A 23,652-nucleotide genomic window follows, 5' to 3' on the forward strand; every position below is an offset into this window, starting at 1 on the left:
CGGGTTGTGCGACTTAGGGAGTCGCGCATGGGAGCGGCTTAGGGGAGCCGCCACTGGGGAAAACTGGGGAAAAACGTGAGCCTTCATTGGTGCACGCGTCGAACGGGGTATTCGACGCTGTCAAAAACTGTCGGGGGAGCCGTCGTCATCGCGGCGATGCTCACCCTTGCCGCATGCGCGCCCGCTGAGACGGACGGCGCTTCGCCGTCGCCGTCGCCGAGCGCGACGCAGATCCTGCCGCCCGGCGCGACCGAGAGTCCTGACGCCGGGGACGGCCCGCAGACCGCGGCTCCGCTTCCGACGCAGGAGGCAGCCGTCGGCGAGACCGTCGCCTTCGACACCGGCATCTCCGTCGTGATCGACAAGGTCGAGTCCGTGACCGTCAAGGCGGAGACGCCCGGCGAGGTCTCCGGAACCGCCGTCGTCGTCACCGTCACCGCGAAGAACGGCACGGATGCCGCGCAGAGCCTCGACTCCGCCGTCGTCACCGTCAACGCGCAGGACGGCGAGCCCGGCATCGGCACGACCGCGGGCGATCCCGCGCCGCTGACCGGCTCACTCGCACCGGGGAAGTCCGCCACCGGTCGCTATGTCTTCATGCTCGGCTCCGCGTCCGGTCGCGACGTCGCCGTCTCCGTCAACTACGCCGCCGGTGAGCCTGTGGCGATCTTCACCGGAAAGGTCTCCTGATGGCTGTTCAGGCTGGAACCTCGCGCTCGCGTCTGCGGGCGGCCCTGGCGCTCGGCGTCGGCATCGCTCTCGCAGCGGCCGCTGTCGTCGCCGTCCCGAACGCCGCGTCCGCGGCGGTGCCGGCGGCGAAGGCGCCTCTGCTCGAGCGCACGAACGACGTGATCACCTCCGACCCGCTGCCGACGGTCCAGATCGACTCGGGGTACGTGTGGGCGCAGGCCACGATCGGCAACATCGTCTACGCGGGCGGCAGCTTCACGAACGCGCGGGCCGCGCTCGCGGCTCCGGGCACGAGCCTGACCCCGCGCAGCAACATCCTCGCCTACGACATCACGACGGGTGAGCTGCAGGGCTTCGCTCCTGCGGTGAACGGCGTGATCAAGGCCGTCGCGGCGTCTCCCGACGGATCGCGCATCTACATCGGCGGCTCGTTCACGCAGGTCAACGGCACCGCGCGGTACAACTTCGCGGCCCTCGACGCCCAGACCGGGCAGCTGATCCCGGGCTTCGCGCCCGCTGTCGGCGGCGCCGGCGTGTACGGCATCGCGGTGAGCGCGGACTCCGTGTACGTGGCGGGCAACTTCACGCAGGCGAACACGGTGGCGCGCAAGAACTTCGCGGCCTTCGCTACCGCGGACGGGGCGCTGCGCGATTGGGCGCCGACCTCCGACCAGCAGGTCGACGCGCTCATCATGGAGCCGGGCGGGCAGCACGTGATCGCGGGTGGACGCTTCTACCTCATCAACAACGCGACCCAGCGCGGGCTCGTCGCCCTCGATCCGACCACGGGGGGCATCGACACCGGGTGGGCCGCACCCAACACCGTGAAGAATGGCGGGGCACTCGGCACAAGCGCCGCAGGCAAGACGGGTATCTTCGGACTGTCCACCGACGGGACGGGCATCTACGGCACAGGGTGGGTCTACACGGCGCACACCGCCGGCAACCTCGAAGGCGCGTTCGCGGCCGAGGTGGGCACTGGCGCAATTCGTTGGGTCGCGGACTGCCACGGCGACAACTACGGCGTGTACTCGACGGGAAAGGTCGTCTACACGACGAGCCACACGCATGCCTGTGAGACGGCCAACCTCTGGCCCGAACAGAGCACCCGTACCTGGCGCTACATGCTCGCGTTCACAGCGACGGCGGAAGGAACGCTCACCCGCAGCACCAGCCTGGGGTCGACCTATGCCGACTGGAACGGCACGCCGTCTCCGTCCGCCTATGCGGTCACCCCTGACTACACGGTCGGAAACACCACGGGCCTTGGCCAGGCGGGGCTGTCGATCACGGGTGCCGGCGACTACGTCGCCGTCGCGGGAGAGTTCACGAGCGTGAACAACAAGATGTTCCAGGGCATCGTGCGTTTCTCCTCCAAGCCCGCGGGCGGCGCCAAGCAGGGGCCGCGACTCTCCGGCACCGACTGGGCCACGCCGACGGCGACGTCGACGCAGTCCGGACGCGTGCGCGTGTCGACCACGACGAACTGGGATCGCGACAACCGCGACCTCACCTATCAGCTGCTCCGCTCCGACTCGGCCACTCCGGTCGACCAGGTGACCACGCAGTCGGTGTGGTGGCAGATCGGCGCGGTCGTCCTCAACGACACCACGGCCGTACCCGGAACCAACTACACCTACACGGTCAAGGCGGTGGATGCCGATGGCAACTCCGCGCTCAGTCAGCCGGTCTCGGTGACCGCCGCGGGTGGCACCGGCTCCGACTACGCCAACCTCGTCCTCAACGACCGCGCCGAGCTGTACTACCCGCTCGGCAGCCTCGGCGGCAACTGGGCCGGCGGCGCGAACCCGGTCGTCGGCAGCGGCGTCAGCAACACGTCGCCGGGAGCCGTGCAGGGCACGACCGGCGCCAGCGCCTCCAGCTTCAGCGGCTCCACGTCGGGCCGTGTCTCGTCGGCGACCGCGGCGAAGGGCGACGACAACTACGCCGCCGAGGCCTGGTTCAAGACGAGCACCACCCGCGGAGGCAAGGTCTTCGGCTACGGTTCCTCCCAGACGGGCAGCTCCGGCAGCAATGATCGCAACGTCTACATGTTGAACAACGGGCGCCTCGCCTATGGCGTCAACCCCGTGACCGCGAAGACCGTGACCACGACCGCGTCCTACAACGACAACAAGTGGCACCACGTCGTCTCGACGCTGAGCCCGGCGGGCATGGTGCTCTACGTCGACGGCAAGGTCGTCGCGCAGGACACGTCCGTTGTCGCGGCGCAGAACAACTACAACGGATACTGGCGAGTGGGCTATGACAACCTGAGCGGATGGCCGAGCGCACCGACGTCGTACTCCTTCGCCGGCAGCATCGACGAGTTCGCGGTCTACCCGAACGCGCTGACGGCCGCGCAGGTCGCGCAGCACTACGCGACGGGTATGGGCTTCAAGGCCCCGACGGCCTCGTTCACCACGGCCGCGACCGACCTCTCGGTCGCCTTCACCGGCACCGCGACCGCCGACACCGGACAGACCATCACGGGCTACTCCTGGAACTTCGGCGACGGACAGACCGCGACCGGCGCGACGCCCACGCACGTGTACGCCGCCTCCGGCACGTACACCGTCACGCTCACCGCCACGGACAGCCGCGGGATCATCGGGGTGTCCACCCAGCAGGTCACGGCCCTCGCGCCGAACGTCCTGCCGACGGCGGACTTCACCTCCACGGTCTCCGGACTCACCGCATCGGTGAACGGCCTGCCGTCCGCCGACTCCGACGGCACGATCGCCGGGTACTCCTGGAACTGGGGCGACGGAACGCCCGCTGGTGCCGGAGCCACGGCCACGCATGCCTACGGGGCGGCGGGAACCTACACCGTGACGCTCACGGTGACGGATGACCGCGGCGGTCAGGCGACCAAGACGGGCGACGTCGTCGTGACGCATGCCGCTCCGGTCGCGTCGTTCGAGGCGAGCCCGAATGTGCTCGACGTGAACGTCAACGCCTCGGCCTCGACCGCGTCGGATGCCGCGACGCTCAGTTACTCCTGGAACTGGGGCGACGGCTCGGCCGCGGGCAGCGGAGCGACCGCGTCGCACCACTACGCGGTGGCCGGCAACTACACGATCACCCTGACGGTGACCGACAGCCTCGGCGCGACCGCGACGACCACCCGCACGGCGACCGTCGCCGACAAGCCGTTCGCGATCCGCGACGACTTCGAGCGCACCGCGGCATCCGGCTGGGGTTCGGCCGAGGCCGGCGGCGCGTACACCGTGATGAACGGGGCGGCGGCCGCGGCATCCGTCGCGGGCGGTCGGGGACTGCTGACGCTCGCCACCGGTCAGACGCGCAACCTGGCACTGCAGGGCACGTCGCTCGCCGACACGCTGACGTCGCTGTCGTACTCGATCGACCAGGCGCCGTCCACCGGCGGATCCTACGTCGGCGTGAGCGCCCGCAAGTCCGCGACGAACGAGTACCTGGCCCGCGTCTGGATGCGGACCGACGGCAAGCTCTGGCTCACCGTCCAGCGCGGCAGCACCGTGATCGCCACGCAGGCGCTCACCACGACGTGGGCCGCCGGAGACGTGTTCCGTCTCGCGGTGAACGTCAGCGGTGCGTCGCCGACGACCATCCAGGTGAAGACCTGGAAGGACGGCGCGATCGAGCCCGCCGACTGGCAGCTCACCGTGACCGACTCGACCGCCGACCTGCAGGGGACCGGCTGGACGAGCGTGCACGCATCCCGTGGATCCACGGCGACGTCGACCGCGGTCTTCTCGTTCGATTCGCTGCGGGTCACCGACCTCAAGGCCCCGCTGCCGAACGTGGCTCCGACGGCGGCGTTCACGAGCACGGTGACGAACCTCGGTGTCGCGGTCGACGGATCCACGTCGACGGACAGCGACGGCACCGTCGCCGGGTACTCCTGGAACTGGGGAGACGGCACGGCCGCAGGCACGGGCGCGACCGCGTCGCACACCTACGCCGCGGCGGGCACGTACGACGTGACGCTGACGGTCACGGATGACGACGGCGCCACCGGCACCGTCACCCACCAGGTCGTCGCCACCGACCCGCCCGTCGTGGATCCGGCGATCGCTCGCGATGCGTTCGCCCGCACGGCGACCTCGGGCTGGGGCACCTCGGACGTCGGCGGTGCGTGGAGTCTCACGGGCGGTGCGGCATCGGCGGCATCCGTCGCAGACGGCGTCGGAAAGCTCACCCTCGCGGCGGGCGGAACGCGCAATATGCTGCTGAATTCGGTGTCCGCGAAGAATGTCACGATGTCGGCCGATTTCAGCGCCGATGCGGCTCCGTCCACCGGGTCCGCATATGTCGGCCTCATCGCCAGGTCGAGCGCGACGGACAACTATCTCGTGCGCGCCTGGCTGAACGCGAACGGGACTGTGTCGATCGTGATCCAGCAGGGATCCGCTGTGCTGTCCACTTACGTGGTCCCGGGAATCACCCGCGGCGCCGGAGACTCGTTCACCCTCAAGGTCGACGTATCCGGCGGAGCATCCACGACGATCTCGGCGAAGCTGTGGCGTCAGGGCACCGAGGAGCCGGCGAACTGGCAGACCTCGTTCGTCGACACCACCGGTATCGACGCGGCTGGTGCCGTCGGAGTGCACGGCAACCGTGTCAGTTCCGCCACCGCGCCGACCGTCATCTCCGTCGACAACTTCCGGGTTCTCGACAACGGCTGATCCAGCCGCAAACGAAGAGTCGACAGGCGGCCGCCTCTCGCCGAGACATTTCTCTGCGAGGGGCGGCCGCTTTCTTGCGTGAAATCGGTGGAAATCTGCAGAAACACCCCTCGACGGGGATGAGGGCGACGGGGTAATATACCAATGCGACCGCTTAGGGGAGTGGCCGTAATACTGGGGAAACTGGGGATCACGTGAACCGTCATCGGTGCACGCGCCGAACAGGGAATTCGGCGCTGTTCGAATTCACTGCGTCTGGCCTTCCGGCCACAGCCTCCGTCAGCCATGCCGTCGGGGAGCCCGTGGCAGTCATATTCGGAAAGGTCGCCTGATGAGCACTCTGGTCGCACGTCGCAGGACCGCGCGCTGGCGCGCGGTGTTCGCCGCATTCGTCGGCATCGTCCTCGCCTTCAGCGCAGCGCTGATCGCTCCCGTCACGGCATCCGCAGCCGTCCCCACCGCCAAGGCGCCGTTCCTCCAGCGAACCGCCGACGTGGCGACGGCCGACGCGTTGCCGACGGTGCAGATCGACTCCGGCTACGTGTGGGCGCAGACCACGGTCGGCAACACCGTGTACGCGGCGGGCAGCTTCTCGAACGCACGGGCCGCGCTCGCCGCTCCCGGCACGAACCTGACTCCGCGCAGCAACATCCTCGCCTACGACATCACGACCGGCAATCTCCTGCCCTTCGCGCCGTCGGTCAACGGCGTGATCAAGTCGATCGCGCACTCGACAGACGGGTCGCGCATCTACATCGGCGGCTCCTTCACCCAGGTGAACGGCACCGCGCGCTTCAACTTCGCCGCCCTCGACGCCCAGACCGGTCAGCTGATCTCCGGCTTCACCCCCTCCGTCGGCGGGGTCGGCGTGTTCGGCATCACCCTGCTCGGCGACTCCGTCTACGTGGCAGGCAACTTCACTCAGGCCAACGGCACCGCCCGCAAGAACTTCGCCGCCTTCGCGACCTCGAACGGCGCTCTGCGGAGCTGGGCTCCGACGTCTGACCTGCAGGTCGACGCGCTCGTCACCGACCCCGACGGCTCGCAGATCATCGCGGGCGGCCGCTTCTCCATGGTCAACGGTCTCGCCTCGCAGCGCGGGCTCTCGGCCATCGACCCCGTCTCCGGTGTCGTGAACACCGGATGGCAGGCGAACAGCACGGTCATCAACGGCGCGGCATCCGGAAAGGCGGGCATCTTCGCCCTGTCCACCGATGCCACGGGCGTCTACGGCACCGGCTGGGTCTTCTCCGACGTCAACACCGGCAACCTCGAGGGCGTCTTCGCCGCGGATGCCGGCAGCGGTGCGATCCGCTGGGTGGCCGACTGCCACGGCGACCACTACGGCGTCTACTCCACCGGCAAGGTCGTCTACGCGACGAGTCACATGCACCAGTGCGAGACCGTGAACCTGTGGCCTGAGCAGCCGGTGCGTCAGTACCGCTACATGGAGGCCTTCACCACGACGGCCGAGGGGACCCTGAGCCGCTCGGTCTCCGTCGGCTCCATCTACAAGGACTGGAGCGGCACGCCCTCCCCGTCCGGATACGCCTGGTACCCCGACTTCACGGTCGGCACGGCGTCCGGACTCGGTCAGGCCGGTCTCTCCATCACCGGCGTGGGGGACTACATCTCCGTCGCCGGCGAGTTCACGAGCGTCAACGGCCAGCGCTACCAGGGCATCGTGCGGTTCTCGACGACGCCCTCGGGCGGCGCGAAGCAGGGACCGCGTCTCACCGGCGCGAGCTGGGGCGCCCCGACGGCGGCGACCGCATCTCCTGGCCGCATCCGCGTGTCCATCCCGGTCAACTGGGATCGTGACGACCGCGACCTGACCTACCAGCTCCTGCGCACGGGTACAGCCGGCGTGCTCGACCAGAAGGTCGTGTCGTCGGGGTGGTGGAACAAGACGCAGCTCTCGTTGAGTGACAAGACGGTCGCACCGGGATCCACGTACACCTATACCGTGAGAGCGGTCGACGCGAACGGCAACGCCGCCACCAGTCAACCGGTCACGGCCACGGCGACGAGCGGATCGGCCTCCGACTACGCCAACGCCGTGCTCGATGACGGCGCACAGCTCTACTATCCGCTGGGAAGCACCACCACGGACTGGGCCGGGGGAGCCGCCCCGTTGTTCAGCAGCGGGGTGAGCGTCACGTCGCCGGGAGCCGTCGAGGGCACCACCGGGACGTCGGCGTCGAAGCTCGACGGCACGACATCAGGCCTCGTCTCGTCCGGATCCTCGGTCAGCGGGCCGAACGTCTTCTCCACCGAGGTGTGGTTCAAGACCACCACCACCGACGGCGGCAAGATCGTCGGCTTCGGCAACCAGCAGACCGGCTTCTCCGGGAACTACGACCGGCATCTGTACATGCAGAACAACGGACGACTGACATTCGGCGTCTACCCGGGCGGGGTGCGCACGGTGTCGTCGAGCGCCTCGTACAACGACGGTCAGTGGCACCACGCGGTGACGTCGCTCGGCGATGACGGGATGAAGCTCTACGTCGACGGCGCGCTCATCGCGCAGGACGCCTCGGTCACCGATGCGCAGGGCTACGACGGCTACTGGCGCGTGGGCGGGGACAGCATGGGCGGCTGGCCCGATGCTCCCGGACGCTGGGAGTTCAACGGCACGGTCGACGAGTTCGCGGTCTACCCGACGGCGCTGAGCGCCGCGCAGGTCGCCGCCCACTACGCGGTGGGCGCAGGCATCCACGCACCGACCGCCGCGTTCACCTCCACGCCGACGAACCTGTCCGTGGCGTTCGACGCGACGGCCAGCACGGTCGACGCAGGACAGACGATCACGGGCTACGCGTGGGACTTCGGCGACGGCCACAACGGGACCGGCGCGACCCCGACTCACGTCTACGAGGCCTCCGGCACCTACGACGTCGTGCTGAGCGTCACGGACAGCCGTGGCCTCACGGGTACCGTCACGCACCAGGTCGCCGTCACCGGGCCCAACGTGCTGCCGACGGCGGACTTCACCTCGACGGCATCGGGCCTCACGGCCTCGGTGAACGGCGCGACGTCGGCTGACCCCGATGGCACGATCGCGTCGTACTCCTGGAACTGGGGCGACGGCTCCGCGGCCGGCTCGGGCGTCACCGCCTCGCACGCCTATGCGGCGCCGGGCACGTACGCGGTCACGCTGACCGTGACCGACGACCGCGGCGGGCAGGCGACGAAGACCGCGAACGTCATCGTGACCCATGCGGCGCCGGTGGCGAGCTTCACGGCCGCCGCCAACGCGCTGACCGTCTCGGTCGACGGGTCGGCGTCCACGGCATCGGATGCCGCGACGCTGGCTTACTCGTGGAACTGGGGAGACGGCAGCCCCGCGGGCAGCGGAGCCACCGCCTCGCACGTCTACGCGGCGGCCGGCGACTTCACGATCACCCTCACGCTGACCGACAGCGTGGGTGCGACCGCCACGACCACGCGCACCGTCACGGTGGCGGATCAGGCCTTCGCGATCCGTGACGACTTCGAGCGCACGGCATCGTCCGGATGGGGGGCTGCCGAGCTCGGCGGCACCTACACCGTGATGAACGGGGCCGCGTCGGCGGCATCCGTGTCCGGCGGCGCAGGAAAGCTGACGCTGGCGGCGGGGCAGACGCGCAACGTGGCCCTGCAGGGCACGTCGCTCGCCGACACGCTCACGACGCTGACGTACTCCGCCGATCAGGGCCCTGCCACCGGCAGCTCCTATGTGGGGGTGAGCGCCCGCAAGTCGGCGACCTCGGAGTACCTCACCCGTGTGTGGATGCGCAACGACGGAAAGCTGTGGCTGGTGATCCAGCGCGACAGCACCGTCCTGGTGTCCAAGGCGCTGACGACCACGTGGGCGGCGGGAGACGTGTTCCGCCTCTCGGTCAAGGTCTCGGGCGCATCGCCGACGACCATCCAGGTGAAGACCTGGAGGGACGGCACCGCGGAGCCCGCCGACTGGCAGCTCTCCACGACCGACGCCACGGCGGGACTGCAGGGCAGCGGATGGACGAGCGTCCACGCGAACCGCGCCGGCAGCGCCACCTCGACCGCGGCGTTCTCGTTCGACGCGCTGCGGGTCACCGACCTCAAGGCCCCGGTCGGCCCGCTGCCGAACGTGGCTCCGACGGCGGCGTTCACGAGCACGGTGACGAACCTCGGTGTCGCGGTCGACGGATCGACGTCGACGGACAGCGACGGCACGGTCGCCGGGTACTCCTGGAACTGGGGAGACGGCACGGCCGCAGGCACGGGCGCGACCGCGACGCACACCTACGCCGCGGCGGGCACGTACGACGTGACGTTGACGGTCACGGATGACGACGGCGCCACCGGCACCGTCACCCATCAGGTGGTCGCCACCGACCCGCCCGTCGGTCCGCAGCCCGGAGCGGTCGTCGCGAGCGACGACTTCGGCAGGACGGCGACCGCGGGCTGGGGCACCGCCGACCTGGGTGGCGCGTGGACGCTCTCCGGGGGTGCGGCGTCCGCAGCTTCCGTCGACGGAGCGGGCGTGCTCACGCTCGGCGCCGGCAGCACGCGCAACATGCTGCTCAACACGGTGTCGGCGAAGAACGTCACGATGTCGATGGACTTCAGCGCCGATGCCGCACCGGCGACGGGGCAGGCGTACGCCGGCCTGATCGCACGATCGAGCGCCACGGACAACTACCTCGTGCGCGCGTGGCTGAACTCCAACGGCACCGTGTGGATCGTGATCCAGCAGGGGGCTGCGGTGCTCTCGACGTACCAGGTGCCGGGGATCACGCGCGGTGCGGGCGACGCCTTCACCCTGAAGGTCGACGTGTCCGGCGGGGCCTCGACGACGATCTCGGCCAAGCTCTGGAAGCAGGGCACCACCGAGCCCGCCGCCTGGCAGACCTCGTTCGTCGACACCACCGGGATCGACGCCGCCGGAGCGGTCGGGGTGCACGCGAACCGCGTGAGCTCCGCCACCGGTCCGGCAGTCCTGAGGGTCGACGGTTTCCGGGTCACGGACAACGGGTGAATCCCAGGGCACGTGCCATAGGCTCGTGCTGATGTCCGAACAGCTGATGCGGCGATCGTCGTGAACGGGAGCACTCTCCTGCTCGCGGCGATCGCCGCTGGCGTGGGCGTGATCGGCATCCTGCTGTTCCGGGCCAGCCCGCGTCTCACCTTCGTGGTCTGGGCTCTCGTCCTCTTCTTCGTGCCCGTGTGGATCGGCGTCAACGTCGGCTTCTTCTGGTCGGCGATCACCCTGCTCACCCTCGTCGCGGTGCTGACGAACATCTCCGACATCCGCCTCAACGGGATAGACCTCATCATGGGGGTGTTCACGCTGATGGCGGCGACGCAGTTCGCCCTCAAGATGACCGGACTCTCGGCCACCGTGATCGCTCTGCTCGAGTGGGTGCTGCCGTACATCTGGGGTCGACTGGTGCTGTCGCGCGTGAAGCGCTCGTTCGTCACTGCGGTGCTCGCCACCGTCGTGACGGTGGCGGCCGTGCTCGGTCTCATCGAGTTCGCCACCGGCACGAACATCTTCGTGTCGCTTCCCGCGATGGGGGCTGACCTCTACGCCAGCTGGGGCGGCTTGCAGGTCCGTGCCGATCGGCTGCGGGTCGAGGGCGCCTGGGGTCATTCGATCGCGATGGGCGCGGCCTTCGCGATGTCGTCCGCCTTCATCGTCGCCGCCCGATGGCCGGTCGCCGTCCGGCTGGTCGCGCTCGGCATCGTCACTGCGGCGACGGTCACGACCATCAGCCGCATCGGCATGCTGACCCTCGCCTTCACCGTCGTGCTCTCGGTGCTGCTGCTCCCCGGGCTCGATCGCGCGATGCGCTGGTCGGTGGCCGCTCTCGGAGTCGTCGCCGCGATCATCATCATCCCCTTCGTCGGGGAGATCTTCCTCGAGGCGGGCGATGAGGCGGGCGGCAGCGCCGACTACCGTTCCGGACTGTTCTCGCTCGTGTCGCAGGTGCAGCTGTTCGGCAGCGCGGGCGACTGGAGCGGACTCACCGTCGGAGGCGAGTATCTCGGCGCCTACGCGAAGTCGGTCGACAACGCGTTCCTCGTGTTCGCATTGCGGTTCGGGTGGATCCCGTCACTGCTCCTGATCGCCGCGCTCGTGTTCGCCGCGGCGTACATCCTCCGCCCCGGCAAGGCGTCGCCGCCGTCGATCGCCGTGGCCTCCCAGCTGCCCGCGATCTTCGCCGTTGCGCTCATCACGCAGGCAGGCGCGTACCTGTGGTTCCTCGCCGGCCTCGCCGTCGCGTGGGCTCAGCAGGGGAGGGATGCCGATGCGGCCGACGATCAGGCCGCGCTGCCGTCCCTCTTCAGCATGAGCCGTACGAACGAGGACAGCGTCTTCGCGTCGCGACGGTAGACAGGGATCGCGAGGGCGGCGGCGGAGATCGCGAGACCGGCCACGAGCCCCACTCCGAGCTGCACCCAGGCGTTCGTCGCCGTGAGGGCCTGCGCGGCGCCCCAGGCGGCGAGTCCGGCGGCCAGCGAGACGGCGATGATGCGCCCGGCGCCCTGGTACAGCTGCCGTCGCGGCATCGGCGTGATCCGGGAGAGCCAGGCGAGCGAGATGGGCCACGCGATCGCGGGGTGCACGGCGAAGGCGATGGCGACGCCGAGGACGCCGAAGAACGAGCCGATCACGATGCACACCACCTTGATGAGGGCGGTGACGATCGTGTACCGGAGCAGGTCGGCACCAAGGCCGCGCGCGAGGTACACCCAGTACCCCACGAACGAGACGGTGGTCAGGATGCCGGCGATCGCGAACATGCGCAGCATCGGGGCGGCCTCCGCCCACCGGCTGCCGAGCATGATGTCGACGGCCGGCTCGGCGAGGCCGGCGACGATCGCCACCGGGATGCCGAACAGGAAGCCCAGCGCGAGCTGCGCGGCCGTCACATAGGTCTCGAAGCGCGGCTGGTCCTGCTGCACGCGCGACAGCACCGGGAGGGCCACCGACTGCAGCGGGGAGCGCACCTGCGTCAGAGGCGTCATGATCAGCTGGAAGGCACGGTTGTAGAGACCCAGAGGGGCCGTGCCGAACCGGAAGCTGATCATGACCGTGTCGATCTGACGCGCGGCGTAGCCGATCAGGTTGGTCGCGACCAGCGTCCATCCGAAGTTCACCAGCTGCTTGACCGGATGTGATCGCGAGTACGGGCGCGGCAGCCAGCGTCCGGCCGCGACGACGCCGACGAGCAGGATGATGCCGGTGACGAGCTGCTGGATCACCAGGGACCAGTAGCCCATGCCGGCGACCGCTGCGACGATCGCGACCGCGAGGGCGATGGCCGAGGACGCGACGTCGATGACGGCGAGGGGACGCAGCTTGAGGTCGCGCATCAGGTTGGCCCTGTGCTGCGTCGCGAGTCCGTTCAGCAGGAACGTCAGCGACAGCCACTGCGAGATGCCCACGAGCTCGGGCTCGCCGGTCACGGCGCCGATCGCCCACGACAGCGAGAACATGATCGCGGTGAGCACCACGCCGATCGCCGCGTTGATCCAGAACAGGTTGTCGCGCTGGCCGGTGGACAGCTCGGGCGCCTGGATGGATGCCGACGTGAGGCCGAAGTCGCGGAAGATCTCGCCGAGACCGACGACGACCAGGACGATCGCCAGCAGGCCGTAGTCGTGCGGGGAGAGGATCCGCGCCAGCACCACGACGGACAGCAGCTGCAGGATGATCCTCGCGGCCTGCGCGGCGAGGGTGAAGTAGGCGCCGCGGGCTGCGGAGTGCGCGAGGGACGAGGCCATCAGCGCCTCTGTGCCGCGCGCACCCGGCGGAACGTCCCGCGCAGCACCCGGATCGCCTCGCGGGGCCGCGCGGCGGTCAGGCGGATCAGGTCGAAGCCGCGGTAGCGCGGAGGGCGTCGACCGGCGAGGCGCGAGCCGAGCAGGCGGGCGAAGAGGAACTGTCGACGTGCTGTCTGCAGAGGCTGGGCGTCGCGCAGGTGCGCGCCGGGGAGCGGACGCACGGCGATGACTCCGGCGTCGACGGCGGCGAGGATCACGTCCCGTCCGCGCGGCGTGCGGGCGACGAGGGCGCTGATGCCGTCTCCCTCGGCGAAGGTCGGGTATCCCCGTTCGTCGGTCTCCCAGGAGTCGGCGCACACGATGTCGGCGGCCTGTCCGACGCCGTCGGGGCAGATCTTGCAGCGCCACTGCGTGGTGGGCCCGAGAACCCTGCCCCAGGACTCGTCGTAGTCGGCGGAGACCTCGAGATCGCCGCTGCGAGCGGTGAAGCGGCCGGGCCAGCCGTTGCCGCGATAGCGCAGCGCGTCGACGGGCTGCTCGGGGGAGATGCCGAGCTCGGTGAGCAGCGACTCGGTGGCCTTCTGGCTCGGCGTGCCGGCGCAGAAGAACGACAGCAGCAGCGGAGCCTCTCCGTCGACGAGCTGAGGCGCCGCGGCACGCAGCGCCGCCACCTCGCAGGGCTTCGCCGCCACCGCGCTGTCGGTGCGGAACACGTCGGGGTTCTCCAGGGCGCCGACGGGGGCGTAGCGGGAGCCCGCGGCGGCGAGGGCCTGCTCGCGCGTCGTGATCGTCACGGGCACCGTGCGCCGAGGGGAGGTGCGCTCCGCGGCGGCTCCGGTGATGCGGGCGGCCCGGCCGGTGTCGAGCAGCCAGGCGTGCAGCGCCGTGAGCGCGCCGCCGCTGCTGCCGGCGCGACGGATGTCGTCATCGGTCGCCCAGGCCTGCCAGAGGCCGACGTTCGGACCGAGCAGGGCATCGTGCTCGGCTCCCTCAGGGGCGGCGGGAGCGGTGATGCGCATGCCGGGGCATGAGCGGTCGAACACCTCGGCCGCTCCGTCGATCGGCGCCGACTCCGCCTCGTACGTCGGGCGCAGGTAGCCGCGGTCGTCGAGGCGCATGCTGACGCCGGGATCGAGTCGGGGGCACAGGCCGCACCCCGAGCACGCGTCGCGGGTCAGCACATCGGCGATGCGCTCCTGCAGCGCGGTCACAGCGACTGCTTCAGGCCGGCCACCAGGGGCTCGAGCAGGGCACGACCCCTGTCGCGGGCCTCTTCTGCGCCGCTGCGCAGATCGGGGGCCGCGGCGTGTGCGAGCACCTCGCCCGCCCAGTCGCCGTTCTCGGTGATCGAGACGACGCGGGTCCAGCCGACGGCATCCATCAGCGGGGCGAACTTGCGCGAGTAGGCCATCGCGATCGCCGGTGTGCCGGTGGAGAGCGCGTTGAGGCAGGCGTGCATGCGGGCGCCGATGACGAGCTCGCTCGCCGCGATGATCGACCGTGCGTCCTCGAGGTCGGCGGGCACGACGAGGTCGACCCGTCCGTCGTACTCGGCGGCGAGCTCGCGGCTCACCGGCACGTCGTTGTCGTGGCTCTGCGAGTCGAGCACGTGCGGGAAGATCGTGACCGATCGGCCTGCCGCCAGCAGCTCGTCGATGATGCGGCGGATGGCGTCGCGATAGTGCGGGGCGTCGACGTGCGGGTTGTCGTTCCACAGCAGGCCGGACACGTTCAGCAGCACGTCGCGCTTCGTCGCCGACGGCGTCGGCTGGTCGATGCCGAACACGAGATCGCTCGTGACCGCGGCGACGGGGCGCCCCAGCTGGGCGGAGGCGTTCGCGCTGACGATGTCGCGGGCGAAGACCAGGCGGCTGCGGCGCAGGTTGCGGCGGGCGAGAACGCGGCCGCGGCGGGTGTGGAACGGGCCGATGGTCTGCGGCGCCATGACCGACGGGACGCCGGCCTGGGCAGCGAACTCGTGCAGCAGCGACATCGTCGTGTGCCGGGTGAGGCCGTAGATGTCGGCGAAGCTGTCGCCCGAGCGGGTGTCCCACACGAGGTCGAAGCCGCGGAGCCAGCGCTGCATGCCGAGGCGCCCCGTGACCCGCTCGCGCACCAGGGCGCGCGGACTCCACGGAACCTCGGGCTGCCGCCGCCCGTAGTTGAGATAGGTGAACTCCGCGTCGGGCCAGACCGATCTGACCAGATCCTCGGACCCGCGCGCGAGCGCGCGGACTCCCAGATTGACGCTGGAATCGTTCGCCCATGCGATGAGAACGCGCACGTAAACCCCCTCGACCCCGACGCGCCCCGTTCGCGATCGGGCCGCTGCCCTTCAGACGCGGTCATGACGACCGCACATCTCCCCAGATGAATGCTCAGCGCGCCGTACGAGGATACGGCTGAGCAGGCTCATCCTAGCATCACGAGCCCCGTATCCTCAGGGTTCGCGCAGGCGGTCGGCTACCATGAGAACGCGCCGCGTTCGCTCGGCGACGTCGTCACATGGGGAGGCGACGCTTGCCGGCACTGGAGGGGCACGGATGAAAGCTGACGCGACGGGTTGGTCGCTCGCCAGCGCATGGTCTGCGATTCGCAAGTTCTGGTACGTCATCATCGGCATGGCCATCATCGGGGGAGCCGTCGGGTACGGCATCTCGGCGACGACGACGCCGCAGTACCAGTCGACGGCGACGCTGTACTTCGCGATGAACCAGGGCACGACGGGCACCGATCTCAACCAGGGCTCGACCTACACCCAGTCGCAGATGCTCTCCTTCGCGCAGCTCGCGACGTCGTCGCGCGTGCTCGCCCCCGTCATCGACGAGCTCGGGCTCGACATCACGCCCAAGGAGCTCGTCCGCAGCATCGCGATCACGATCCCGCAGGACACCATCATCCTCAGCGTGCAGGTGACGTCGACCAGCGCGAAGCGGTCGGCAGACATCGCCAACGCGATCTCCGAGGAGCTGTCCAGCGCGGTGAAGACGATCGTGGCCAAGGGCGTCGACCAGAAGCCGACCATCGTCCCGTCCGTCATCGACGAGGCGGTGGTCCCGCAGTTCCAGTCGCTGCCCAACAAGAGCAAGGATGCCGGCCTCGCCGCCGTCCTCGGTCTCGTCCTCGGCATCCTCGTCGCCTTCATCGCGACGATCGCCGACACCCGCGTGCGCAACGAGGCGGCGCTCGCCCGTGTGACGGACCTGCCCTACCTCGGCTCGATCACCCGCACCAAGCGGGGGACGGATGCCGGGCTGATCGTGGTGCGCGAGCCGCGCAGCCACATCGCGGAGGACTTCCGGCGGGTGCAGGCGTCGCTGGCGTTCGCCAACATCGACGGGCAGTCGCGTCGACTCCTGATCACGTCGGCGTCCCCCGCCGAGGGCAAGTCGACCTTCTCGGCGAACCTCGCCCTCACCCTCGCCGATCTCGGCGAGAACACCCTGCTGATCGACGCCGATCTCCGGCGCCCGCGCATCGGCGAGATCTTCGGGCTCGACGCCGCCGTCGGGCTCACATCGGTCGTCCTCGGCTCCGCCGAGCTCAGCGACGCGGTGATCCCGTGGCGCGAGGGCGGACCCGATCTGCTGCTCTCCGGCGAGGTGCCCCCGAACTCGGCATCCGTGCTCACCTCCCACGCGTTCGCCGAGGTCCTCGGCGCCGCCAGCGAGGGGCACGACGTCGTGGTGATCGACTCCCCGCCGGCGCTCACGGTGGCCGACACGAACCTCGTCGCGCCTCTCGTGGACGGCGTCGTCATCGTGGTCGACGCGTCGAAGACCAGCAGGCCCCAGCTGGCGGCGACGATCCGCACGCTCGAGGGGTCGGGCGCGCCCATCATCGGCATCGTCCTGAACAAGGTGCGCCTCCCGCGCAGCCGCACCACGTATTACGCGCAGGAGAAGTCTTCAAGCTAGTCCTGCTACCCTGTTCTGCGGATGGGGGCATCTGTCGTTAGCGACGGGTGTGTCTTGTTGCATACAGAACGGTTCATACGTGACTTCCATCCCATCCAGACTCCGTCGTGCGCGCGCATCGCACGGCATCCTCGCCTTCCTCGTCGTCATCACCGCGCTCGCCGCGATGCTGACGGGCACGTCCCGCGCTGACGCGGCGACGACGGGGACGATCCTCACCGACACCATGGACCGCACCTCGGCCTCCGGCTGGGGCTCCGCACCCGCGGGCGGCGCCTACACGGCATCCGCCTCCTCCGTCACGAGCGTGTCCGAGGGAGCGGCCTCACTGGCGGCCCCGGCGGCCGGGCGCACCGGGATGGTCCGCTGGAACGCGACGACCGCCGCCGACGTCGACCTGGTGACGACGGCATCCGTGCCGGAGCTCCCCGCGTCGAGCGGCGTGTACCTGAGCACCCACGTGCGCGACTCCGGCGATCGCTCGTATGCGGCCCGGCTGCGCCTTCTCGGCGACGGGCGCACCGAGCTCGAGCTCGTGTCGTTCTCCGGTTTCACGGCGTCCGTGCTGTCGGGCAAGACGATCGCCCTGGGCGACGCGGTGGGCAGCGGCTTCTCGGTCGAGGTCGTCGCCGTCGGCACGAACCCCGTCCAGCTTCAGGCGCGCGCCTGGGCCACGGGGGAGACCCGCCCCGACTGGCAGGTGAAGGCGTCCGACTCCTCGGCGACCCGCATCACCGCTGCGGGCGGACTCGCGTGGAGCGAGTACGCCTCCACCGGGGGCGCGGTGGCGCCCGTCCTGATCCAGGACGTCACGGCGACCCCTGGCACCCTCCCCGACACGGGCACGAGCAAGGGCTGCGCCGACGGCGACCTCGCCTGCGACCAGTTCGATCGCACGAACGGCACCGGATGGGGCTCTGCTGATCTGGGCGGGGCGTGGACCGCGTCCGGCGCGGCCGTCCTCAGCGTCGACGGCGATGCCGGAGTCATCTCCAGCCCTGCGGCGGGGCGTTCGTCCACCGCGACTCTTGCGGCCGCGGTCGCCGCCGACTCTCGCGTCACCGCCGACATCGGCATCCGCGCCCTGCCGACCGCGGGCTCGGGAATCTACCTGAGCGTGGCGAACCGCGTCGTGGGCGACTCCTCCTACGCCGTCCGCCTGCGCGTGATGCCCGACGGAGGCTCCGAGCTGCAGCTGGTCCGGCTGCAGAAGCTCGTCAGCGCCGAGGTGCTCGCGTCCTCCCGACTCGAGGGCAAGGTGGCGGCCGGCGATGAGCTGCGGATCGCCTTCCAGGCGACCGGCACCGCGACCGTCACCCTCTCGGGCAAGGCATGGCCGGTGGCCGGTGCCGAGCCCGCAGCGTGGAACGTGTCGGCGACGGACGCTTCGGCAGCGCGCGTCAAGGACGGCGGCCGCATCGGCATCGCGCTGTACTCGGCGAGCGGCGGCAGCACTCCGCAGGTCGCGATCGAGTCCATCGCCGTGCGCGCGGCCAAGGCAGGTACCGAGCAGCCCACCGAGCCGACGGAGCCCACAGAGCCCGAGGTTCCGACGAACCCGAACCCCGACGGGCCCTTCCCGCGCGGTGACGCCGGTGCGGCAGCACCCGGATCCTTCTCCTTCTCCGCGCCTGCGACCGCGGTGCACGTGGCCCGCACAGGGTCCGACGCCAACAGCGGCACGGCGTCACAGCCCATGCAGACCATCACCGCGGCGCTGCGCAAGGTACCCAGCGGCGGCACGATCGTCGTGCACAAGGGCTCGTACCACGAAGAGGTGCTCGTCCCGCCGCAGAAGCGCGTGACGATCCAGCCGGCCCCGGGTGACGAGGTCTGGCTCGACGGCGCCGAGGCCGTGACCGGCTGGCGTGCCGAGGGCGGCGTCTGGGTCAAGGACGGCTGGACCGTCAGGCTCGACGCGAGCCCGACCTACACCAAGGGCGCTCCGGACGGCACGTCGGCGGGGTGGCAGTTCGTGAACCCGCAGTACCCGATGGCCGCGCATCCCGACCAGCTCTGGGTCGGCGGGGTGCAGCTCACCGAGGTCGCGACGCGTGCGCAGGTGAAGGCCGGCACGTTCTACGTCGACAAGACCAGTTCGCAGCTGGTCATGGGAACGGACCCGTCGGGCAAGCCCGTCGAGGCCAGCACTCTGACGCAGGCGCTGTCGATCCGCTCGGCGGGAACGGTCCTCCGCGGCATCGGCGTACGGCGCTATGCGACCAGCGTGCCCCAGATGGGAACAGTCGTCATCGCCGCCGCCGACGTCACGGTCTCCGATGTCACGATCCGCGACAACTCGACCACCGGCCTCTACACCTGGTCGCCGCGATCGACCTTCACCCGCGTCTCCGTGCTCGGCAACGGTCTGCTCGGTGCGGGCGCATCGACCGCCGACGGGCTGCGGGTGAACCACCTGCTGTCGGTGGGGAACAACGCTCAGCAGTTCAACCGGGCGCCGGTGTCGGGGGCGTTCAAAGTCACGAGGTCCCGTGACATCGAGGTGAAGGACAGTGCGTTCCTCGACAACCTCGGTCAGGGACCCTGGTTCGACGAGTCCGTCTACGACATCACCTTCACGGGCAACGACGTCGTGGGCAACACAGGCAACGGGCTGGTGTTCGAGCTCTCGGAGAAGGCGGTCATCGCCGACAACATCGTGTCCGACAACGCGTTGAACGGCATCTACATCATCGACACCGGCAACGTCCAGATCTGGAACAACACCGCGGTCGGCAATCAGCGCAACATCGCGATCATCCAGGACAAGCGTCGCGCATCCGACACGAGCGCCGCGGGTCACGACCCGCGGCAGCCGAACCCCGACCCGACGGTGCCGTGGATCACACGCAACACCGTGATCGTCAACAACGTGGTGGGGGATGCCGGAGGCAACTGCCTGATCTGCGTCGAGGACCGTTCGAAGGAGTTCACCGGAGGTCAGCTCGTGGCCCGCAGCGACGGCAACCTCTACTCCCGACCCGCCGTCACCGCCCCGGTGTGGTTCGGCATCTGGTCGCGGGGATCCGCGGGCGATCCCGCGGTGACCAACACGCTGAAGGCGTTCAGCACGGCCACCGGGCAGGACACGCACTCGATGCTCGTCGAAGGAGGATCCGTCGTCGACGACGAGTATCAGCTGGTGGTCCCTGCGGCGCCGGCCGCATTGGCCGCCGCGGCGCCGGCGGTCTCGTCGATCGCGCAGACGATCCCCACGGCGATCGCCGCGGAGACGCGCCTGCCGTCGGGGGCGAAGCTGCTCGGGGCTCAGCCGCGCTGACCCCGGGCGCTCCGCGCCGAACTCAACGTGTCGAGCGGCTGATCCTGGTGATCAGCCGCTCGATCGCGTGACGGAGCGGTCGTGGGGCCTCGAACAGCCAGCGGATCGGGACCCGCTTCTTGAAGACGGCGAGCACCGTGCCGATCGCGGCGGCGGCGACGAGGTTGATCAGCGCGAGCAGCATCCCGTCGATCGATCCGCCCAGCCAGATCGACAGGATCGCCATGACCGGGAAGTGGCTGACGTAGTAGATGATCGAGGAGCGTCCGAGGAACTGCAGCAGGCGCACGCCCTCCCCGCCGCGGGTGAGGTGCGAGAAGATCGCCGCCAGCAGCACCGTGCCCGCGATGCTGGCGGGTGCGCCCCAGACGGCGTACTGCAGCTGCTCGGGCCAGATGCACGAGGCCACTCCGAAGAGCACGACGGGCACCGCCGCGATCAGGGCCGCCCAGCGATGCGTGACGAGCTTCAGCGCATCGGGATGCTGTGCGAGCCAGTTGCCGGCGAAGAAGAAGACCGCGAAGTAGGCCAGCCGCTGCTCGGTGCTGCCCTGGGGCAGGAGGAGGCCCGCCACGGCGGCGACCGCCACCGGCGCCCACGCAGGCAGGCGACGCAGCGCCGGGGCCGCCAGGTAGTAGACGGCGATGAAGAACAGGAACCACAGGTACGAGGTGGCGTACCAGGCGCGCCAGTGCCACCACGGCGCGCCCTCGTCGAGGAACGTCACCATGGCGATCGTGACCCAGACAAGGTAGGGCCACAGGACCATCGCGAACTTCCCGGCGAAGTACTTCCCCGCGGGCTTGCTGATCGATCGCGGCAGGAGCATCCCCGACAGGAACATGAGGGTCGGCATCCGGTACGGGAGGAAGAACTCGTTCACCGTGCGGACGAGCTCGGGCATCTCCTGGCCGTAGAGCACCGGGACGGCGCTGGCGTGCCAGATCAGCAGCAGGAGGATGGCGGTGCCCCGCACGGCATCCATCCAGCCGATGCGGACGCGGGTCGACTCGCGAGTCTGCGGCTGCGACGTCATCGGCTCAGTCGGCGATGACGGCGTCGGCGACGGCGGAGCGGTAGATCGCCGGTGCGTGGCGGCGCAGTGCCTCCGCGCGGGACTCCGGCGTCTCGTCCACCATCCGCTCCCACTCGTCGCGGACGCGGACCAGCGCGTCGGCGATCGCCCCGGCGTCGTCGGGGACGACGAGCTGGGCGGTCGGATACCCGCCGGCCGCTTCGCGAAGGCCGCTGCTGTCGCTGGCGATCACCGGACGCAGCGCGAGGATGCCCTCGACCGCCGTGTTGCCGAAGGGCTCGTCGACGCGCGAGGGCACGATGAGCACGTCGGCGTCGGCGAGGAACGGCCACACATCGGGATGGAAGCCCGCGAAGTCCACATCGACTCCCGTGCTCTCGGCCTGCTCGCGCAGCTGCTGCTCGTACCACTCGTATCCGTCGAAGACGGCTCCGAGCAGGGTGACGGAGGCGTCGACGCCCCGAGAGCGGAGCACCGACGCCGCATCCACGATGAGGTCGGGGCCCTTGCGCGGCGAGAGACGTCCGACGTAGAGGACGCGCAGCGCCCCGTCGACCGTCTTTCGCGCCGGGGTGGGATCGTCGGGGGAGCTCACTCCGTTGTAGACGACCGCTGCACGCCGGGCGAGGGCAGGAAGAGCCTGTCGGATGGTGTCGAGGCTGAAACGGCTGTTGACGAGTGTGCGCTGAGAGGCCAGGTGCGGCAGGTACAGCAGCGCGTTCACGATGCGGTTGCCCGACGCCTCCGCCTCGTGCACGTGACTCACGGAGCGGGTGCGACGCAGCCGCGCGATGATCGGCCACTGCGGGATGATGATGGTCGAGACGTAGACGGCGTCGGGGCGGATGCTCCCGATGAGCCGCCACGCCGCACCGAGCCCGCGGAATATGTCGCGGAACAGTCGCGGGAGCCCCTTGGGCGTGAGCAGGACCTTGCGCAGCACGAGCATGGGGATGATGACGACCTCGGCGCCCGCCTCGCGGAGCGCGACGTCGAGCAACCCACGGCTGGGCAGGGCGACGACGACACGCGCCCCCGACTCGACGAACCCGATCACGCTCTCGAGGAGCATCCGATCGGAGCCGAACATCTCGGCGCCGGGGTGGGCGACGAGCACGGTCTTCTTCGTGGTCACCATTCCTCCGCCCGACGGCGTGCTCGCCGCGCGACGCGGTGCACGCTCTGCCCTGCCGCGATCCTGCGCGCGAGGTCTTCGTAGGCGTCGGCGACGTCGTCCCAGCGGAACGCGACCCGAGCCCGCTCCTTGGCGCGCTCGCCGGACTCGCGCGTGGCCTGCATGTCGGCTTCGGCCTCTTCGAAGGCGGCCGCGGCGTCGGTCGGGGTGGAGAAGAACCACCCGTCTCCGTCGAGGACCTCGCGGTTGAAGGGCACGTCGAAGGCGATGACCGCGGTGCCGGCGCCCATGGCGCGCAGCAGGGAGGGGTTCGTGCCTCCGACCGAGTGGCCGTGGTCGTAGGTGAGAGCGTGGAAGTAGAGGGCGTCGAGCAGCTCCTGGTCGTACACGCCGCCGACCAGGCGGATGCGATCATCGCCCGCCGCGGCCTGCTGGATCCTCTGCGTGTACTCGCTGCTGTACGGCGCGGAGCCGACGACGACGAGCGGAAGCGTCGCGGTGCTGCGGCGGTAGCCCTCGACGATCTCGAGCACGTGGTTCTCGGGCTCGAAGCGCGCCACGATGAGGTGATAGCCCCCGGGCTTCAGACCCAGCTCCTCGACGCGTCCCTCGGCGACCTCGTCGAGGATCGGCGCCCCGTAGCGGATCATCTCCGTCGGGACCTGGAACTGGTGAGCGTAGTAGTCGGCGATGCCCGGGGCATCGGCGATGAGAGCGTCGCCCTTGCGGACGCCGAACTGCTCGGCCCACCGGTAGTACGCCTTGCCGCGCGGCCCCCACTTCGAGCGCCGCCACTCCAGCCCGTCCATGTGCAGCGCGGTCGGCACGCGACGCAGCCGCAGGAAGGGGAGGAACGGCGAGTTCGCCGCGTTGAAGACGAAGGCGGCGTCGGGCCGGCGTCGGAACATCAGGTGCAGCGTCGACAGCCCGGTGTGGCTGAGCGTCTCGACCTGCTTCACCGGGACGGCGGGGAGGTGAACCACCCGCATCCCGAGATACTCCTTCTCACGGCTCTCCGAACCGCGCGTGTACACGACGACGTCGTGGCCGCGGTCGGCGAGTCGTCTGCCGACCTCCTCGACCGCGGTCTCGAATCCGCCGTATGCTGCGGGCACCCCTCGTGTCCCCACCATCGCAATGGTGAGGGCGTTCCCCTTGCTCAT

At 69.9% G+C, this 23,652-nt stretch carries 12 protein-coding genes; 6 read left to right on the top strand and 6 right to left on the bottom strand.

Annotated elements, in window-relative coordinates:
- The first annotated feature begins 75 nt into the window (after nt 1-75).
- From ACFY5A_RS07865 to ACFY5A_RS07880, 4 genes are all read left to right on the top strand, one after another.
- Nucleotides 76-690: a hypothetical protein gene (locus tag ACFY5A_RS07865; RefSeq protein WP_387232945.1), complete on the top strand. Its 615-nt coding sequence runs from the start codon at nt 76-78 to the stop codon at nt 688-690.
- The gene (locus tag ACFY5A_RS07870) at nt 690-5,360 is read left to right on the top strand and encodes a PKD domain-containing protein (protein WP_387232948.1); all 4,671 of its coding nucleotides are present in this window, start codon (nt 690-692) and stop codon (nt 5,358-5,360) included. The genes ACFY5A_RS07865 and ACFY5A_RS07870 overlap by 1 nt, the downstream gene beginning before the upstream one ends.
- 331 nt (nt 5,361-5,691) lie before the next feature.
- Nucleotides 5,692-10,368 (top strand): PKD domain-containing protein, encoded by a 4,677-nt coding sequence (locus ACFY5A_RS07875; protein WP_387232951.1) that lies wholly within the window; start codon nt 5,692-5,694, stop codon nt 10,366-10,368.
- Nucleotides 10,369-10,428: 60 nt separating this feature from the next.
- Nucleotides 10,429-11,727 carry a hypothetical protein gene (locus tag ACFY5A_RS07880; protein WP_105673936.1) on the top strand — a complete coding sequence of 433 codons (1,299 nt, stop codon included), beginning with the start codon at nt 10,429-10,431 and terminating at the stop codon, nt 11,725-11,727.
- On the opposite strand, the gene ACFY5A_RS07885 is transcribed toward ACFY5A_RS07880, so the two are convergent.
- The 3 genes from ACFY5A_RS07885 to ACFY5A_RS07895 are packed head-to-tail and all read right to left on the bottom strand — an operon-like array spanning nt 11,655 to nt 15,405.
- Entirely contained in the window at nt 11,655-13,121 is a 1,467-nt protein-coding gene (locus tag ACFY5A_RS07885) for a lipopolysaccharide biosynthesis protein (protein WP_105673938.1), read from the bottom strand. The two genes, ACFY5A_RS07880 and ACFY5A_RS07885, sit on opposite strands and share 73 nt — an antisense overlap.
- Nucleotides 13,121-14,332 (bottom strand): Coenzyme F420 hydrogenase/dehydrogenase, beta subunit C-terminal domain, encoded by a 1,212-nt coding sequence (locus tag ACFY5A_RS07890; protein ID WP_387232954.1) that lies wholly within the window; start codon nt 14,330-14,332, stop codon nt 13,121-13,123. Before ACFY5A_RS07890 ends, ACFY5A_RS07885 begins: the two co-directional genes overlap by 1 nt.
- Nucleotides 14,329-15,405, bottom strand: a complete 1,077-nt coding sequence (locus tag ACFY5A_RS07895) for a polysaccharide pyruvyl transferase family protein (protein ID WP_387232957.1) — start codon at nt 15,403-15,405, stop codon at nt 14,329-14,331. The genes ACFY5A_RS07890 and ACFY5A_RS07895 overlap by 4 nt, the downstream gene beginning before the upstream one ends.
- A 259-nt stretch (nt 15,406-15,664) precedes the next feature.
- Here ACFY5A_RS07895 and ACFY5A_RS07900 point away from each other — a divergent pair, with 259 nt between their 5' ends.
- Both ACFY5A_RS07900 and ACFY5A_RS07905 read left to right on the top strand, forming a co-directional pair.
- Nucleotides 15,665-17,038 (top strand): polysaccharide biosynthesis tyrosine autokinase, encoded by a 1,374-nt coding sequence (locus ACFY5A_RS07900; RefSeq protein WP_387232960.1) that lies wholly within the window; start codon nt 15,665-15,667, stop codon nt 17,036-17,038.
- A gap of 79 nt (nt 17,039-17,117) precedes the next feature.
- The gene (locus tag ACFY5A_RS07905; protein WP_387232963.1) at nt 17,118-20,318 is read left to right on the top strand and encodes a right-handed parallel beta-helix repeat-containing protein; all 3,201 of its coding nucleotides are present in this window, start codon (nt 17,118-17,120) and stop codon (nt 20,316-20,318) included.
- 22 nt (nt 20,319-20,340) lie between these two features.
- Here the strand turns inward: ACFY5A_RS07905 and ACFY5A_RS07910 are convergent, their stop codons facing one another.
- From ACFY5A_RS07910 to ACFY5A_RS07920, 3 genes are read right to left on the bottom strand one after another with little or no spacing between them, the layout of a single operon-like run.
- Nucleotides 20,341-21,354 carry an acyltransferase family protein gene (locus ACFY5A_RS07910; RefSeq protein WP_387232966.1) on the bottom strand — a complete coding sequence of 338 codons (1,014 nt, stop codon included), beginning with the start codon at nt 21,352-21,354 and terminating at the stop codon, nt 20,341-20,343.
- A gap of 4 nt (nt 21,355-21,358) precedes the next feature.
- A complete protein-coding gene (locus ACFY5A_RS07915) occupies nt 21,359-22,492 on the bottom strand; it encodes a glycosyltransferase (protein ID WP_387232969.1) in 1,134 nt (377 codons plus the stop codon).
- A complete protein-coding gene (locus ACFY5A_RS07920) occupies nt 22,486-23,652 on the bottom strand; it encodes a DUF1972 domain-containing protein (protein ID WP_387232972.1) in 1,167 nt (388 codons plus the stop codon). The genes ACFY5A_RS07915 and ACFY5A_RS07920 overlap by 7 nt, the downstream gene beginning before the upstream one ends.

Origin of the sequence: Microbacterium sp. NPDC012755 (genome assembly GCF_042901325.1) — a bacterium.
Lineage (GTDB): Bacteria > Actinomycetota > Actinomycetes > Actinomycetales > Microbacteriaceae > Microbacterium > Microbacterium natoriense.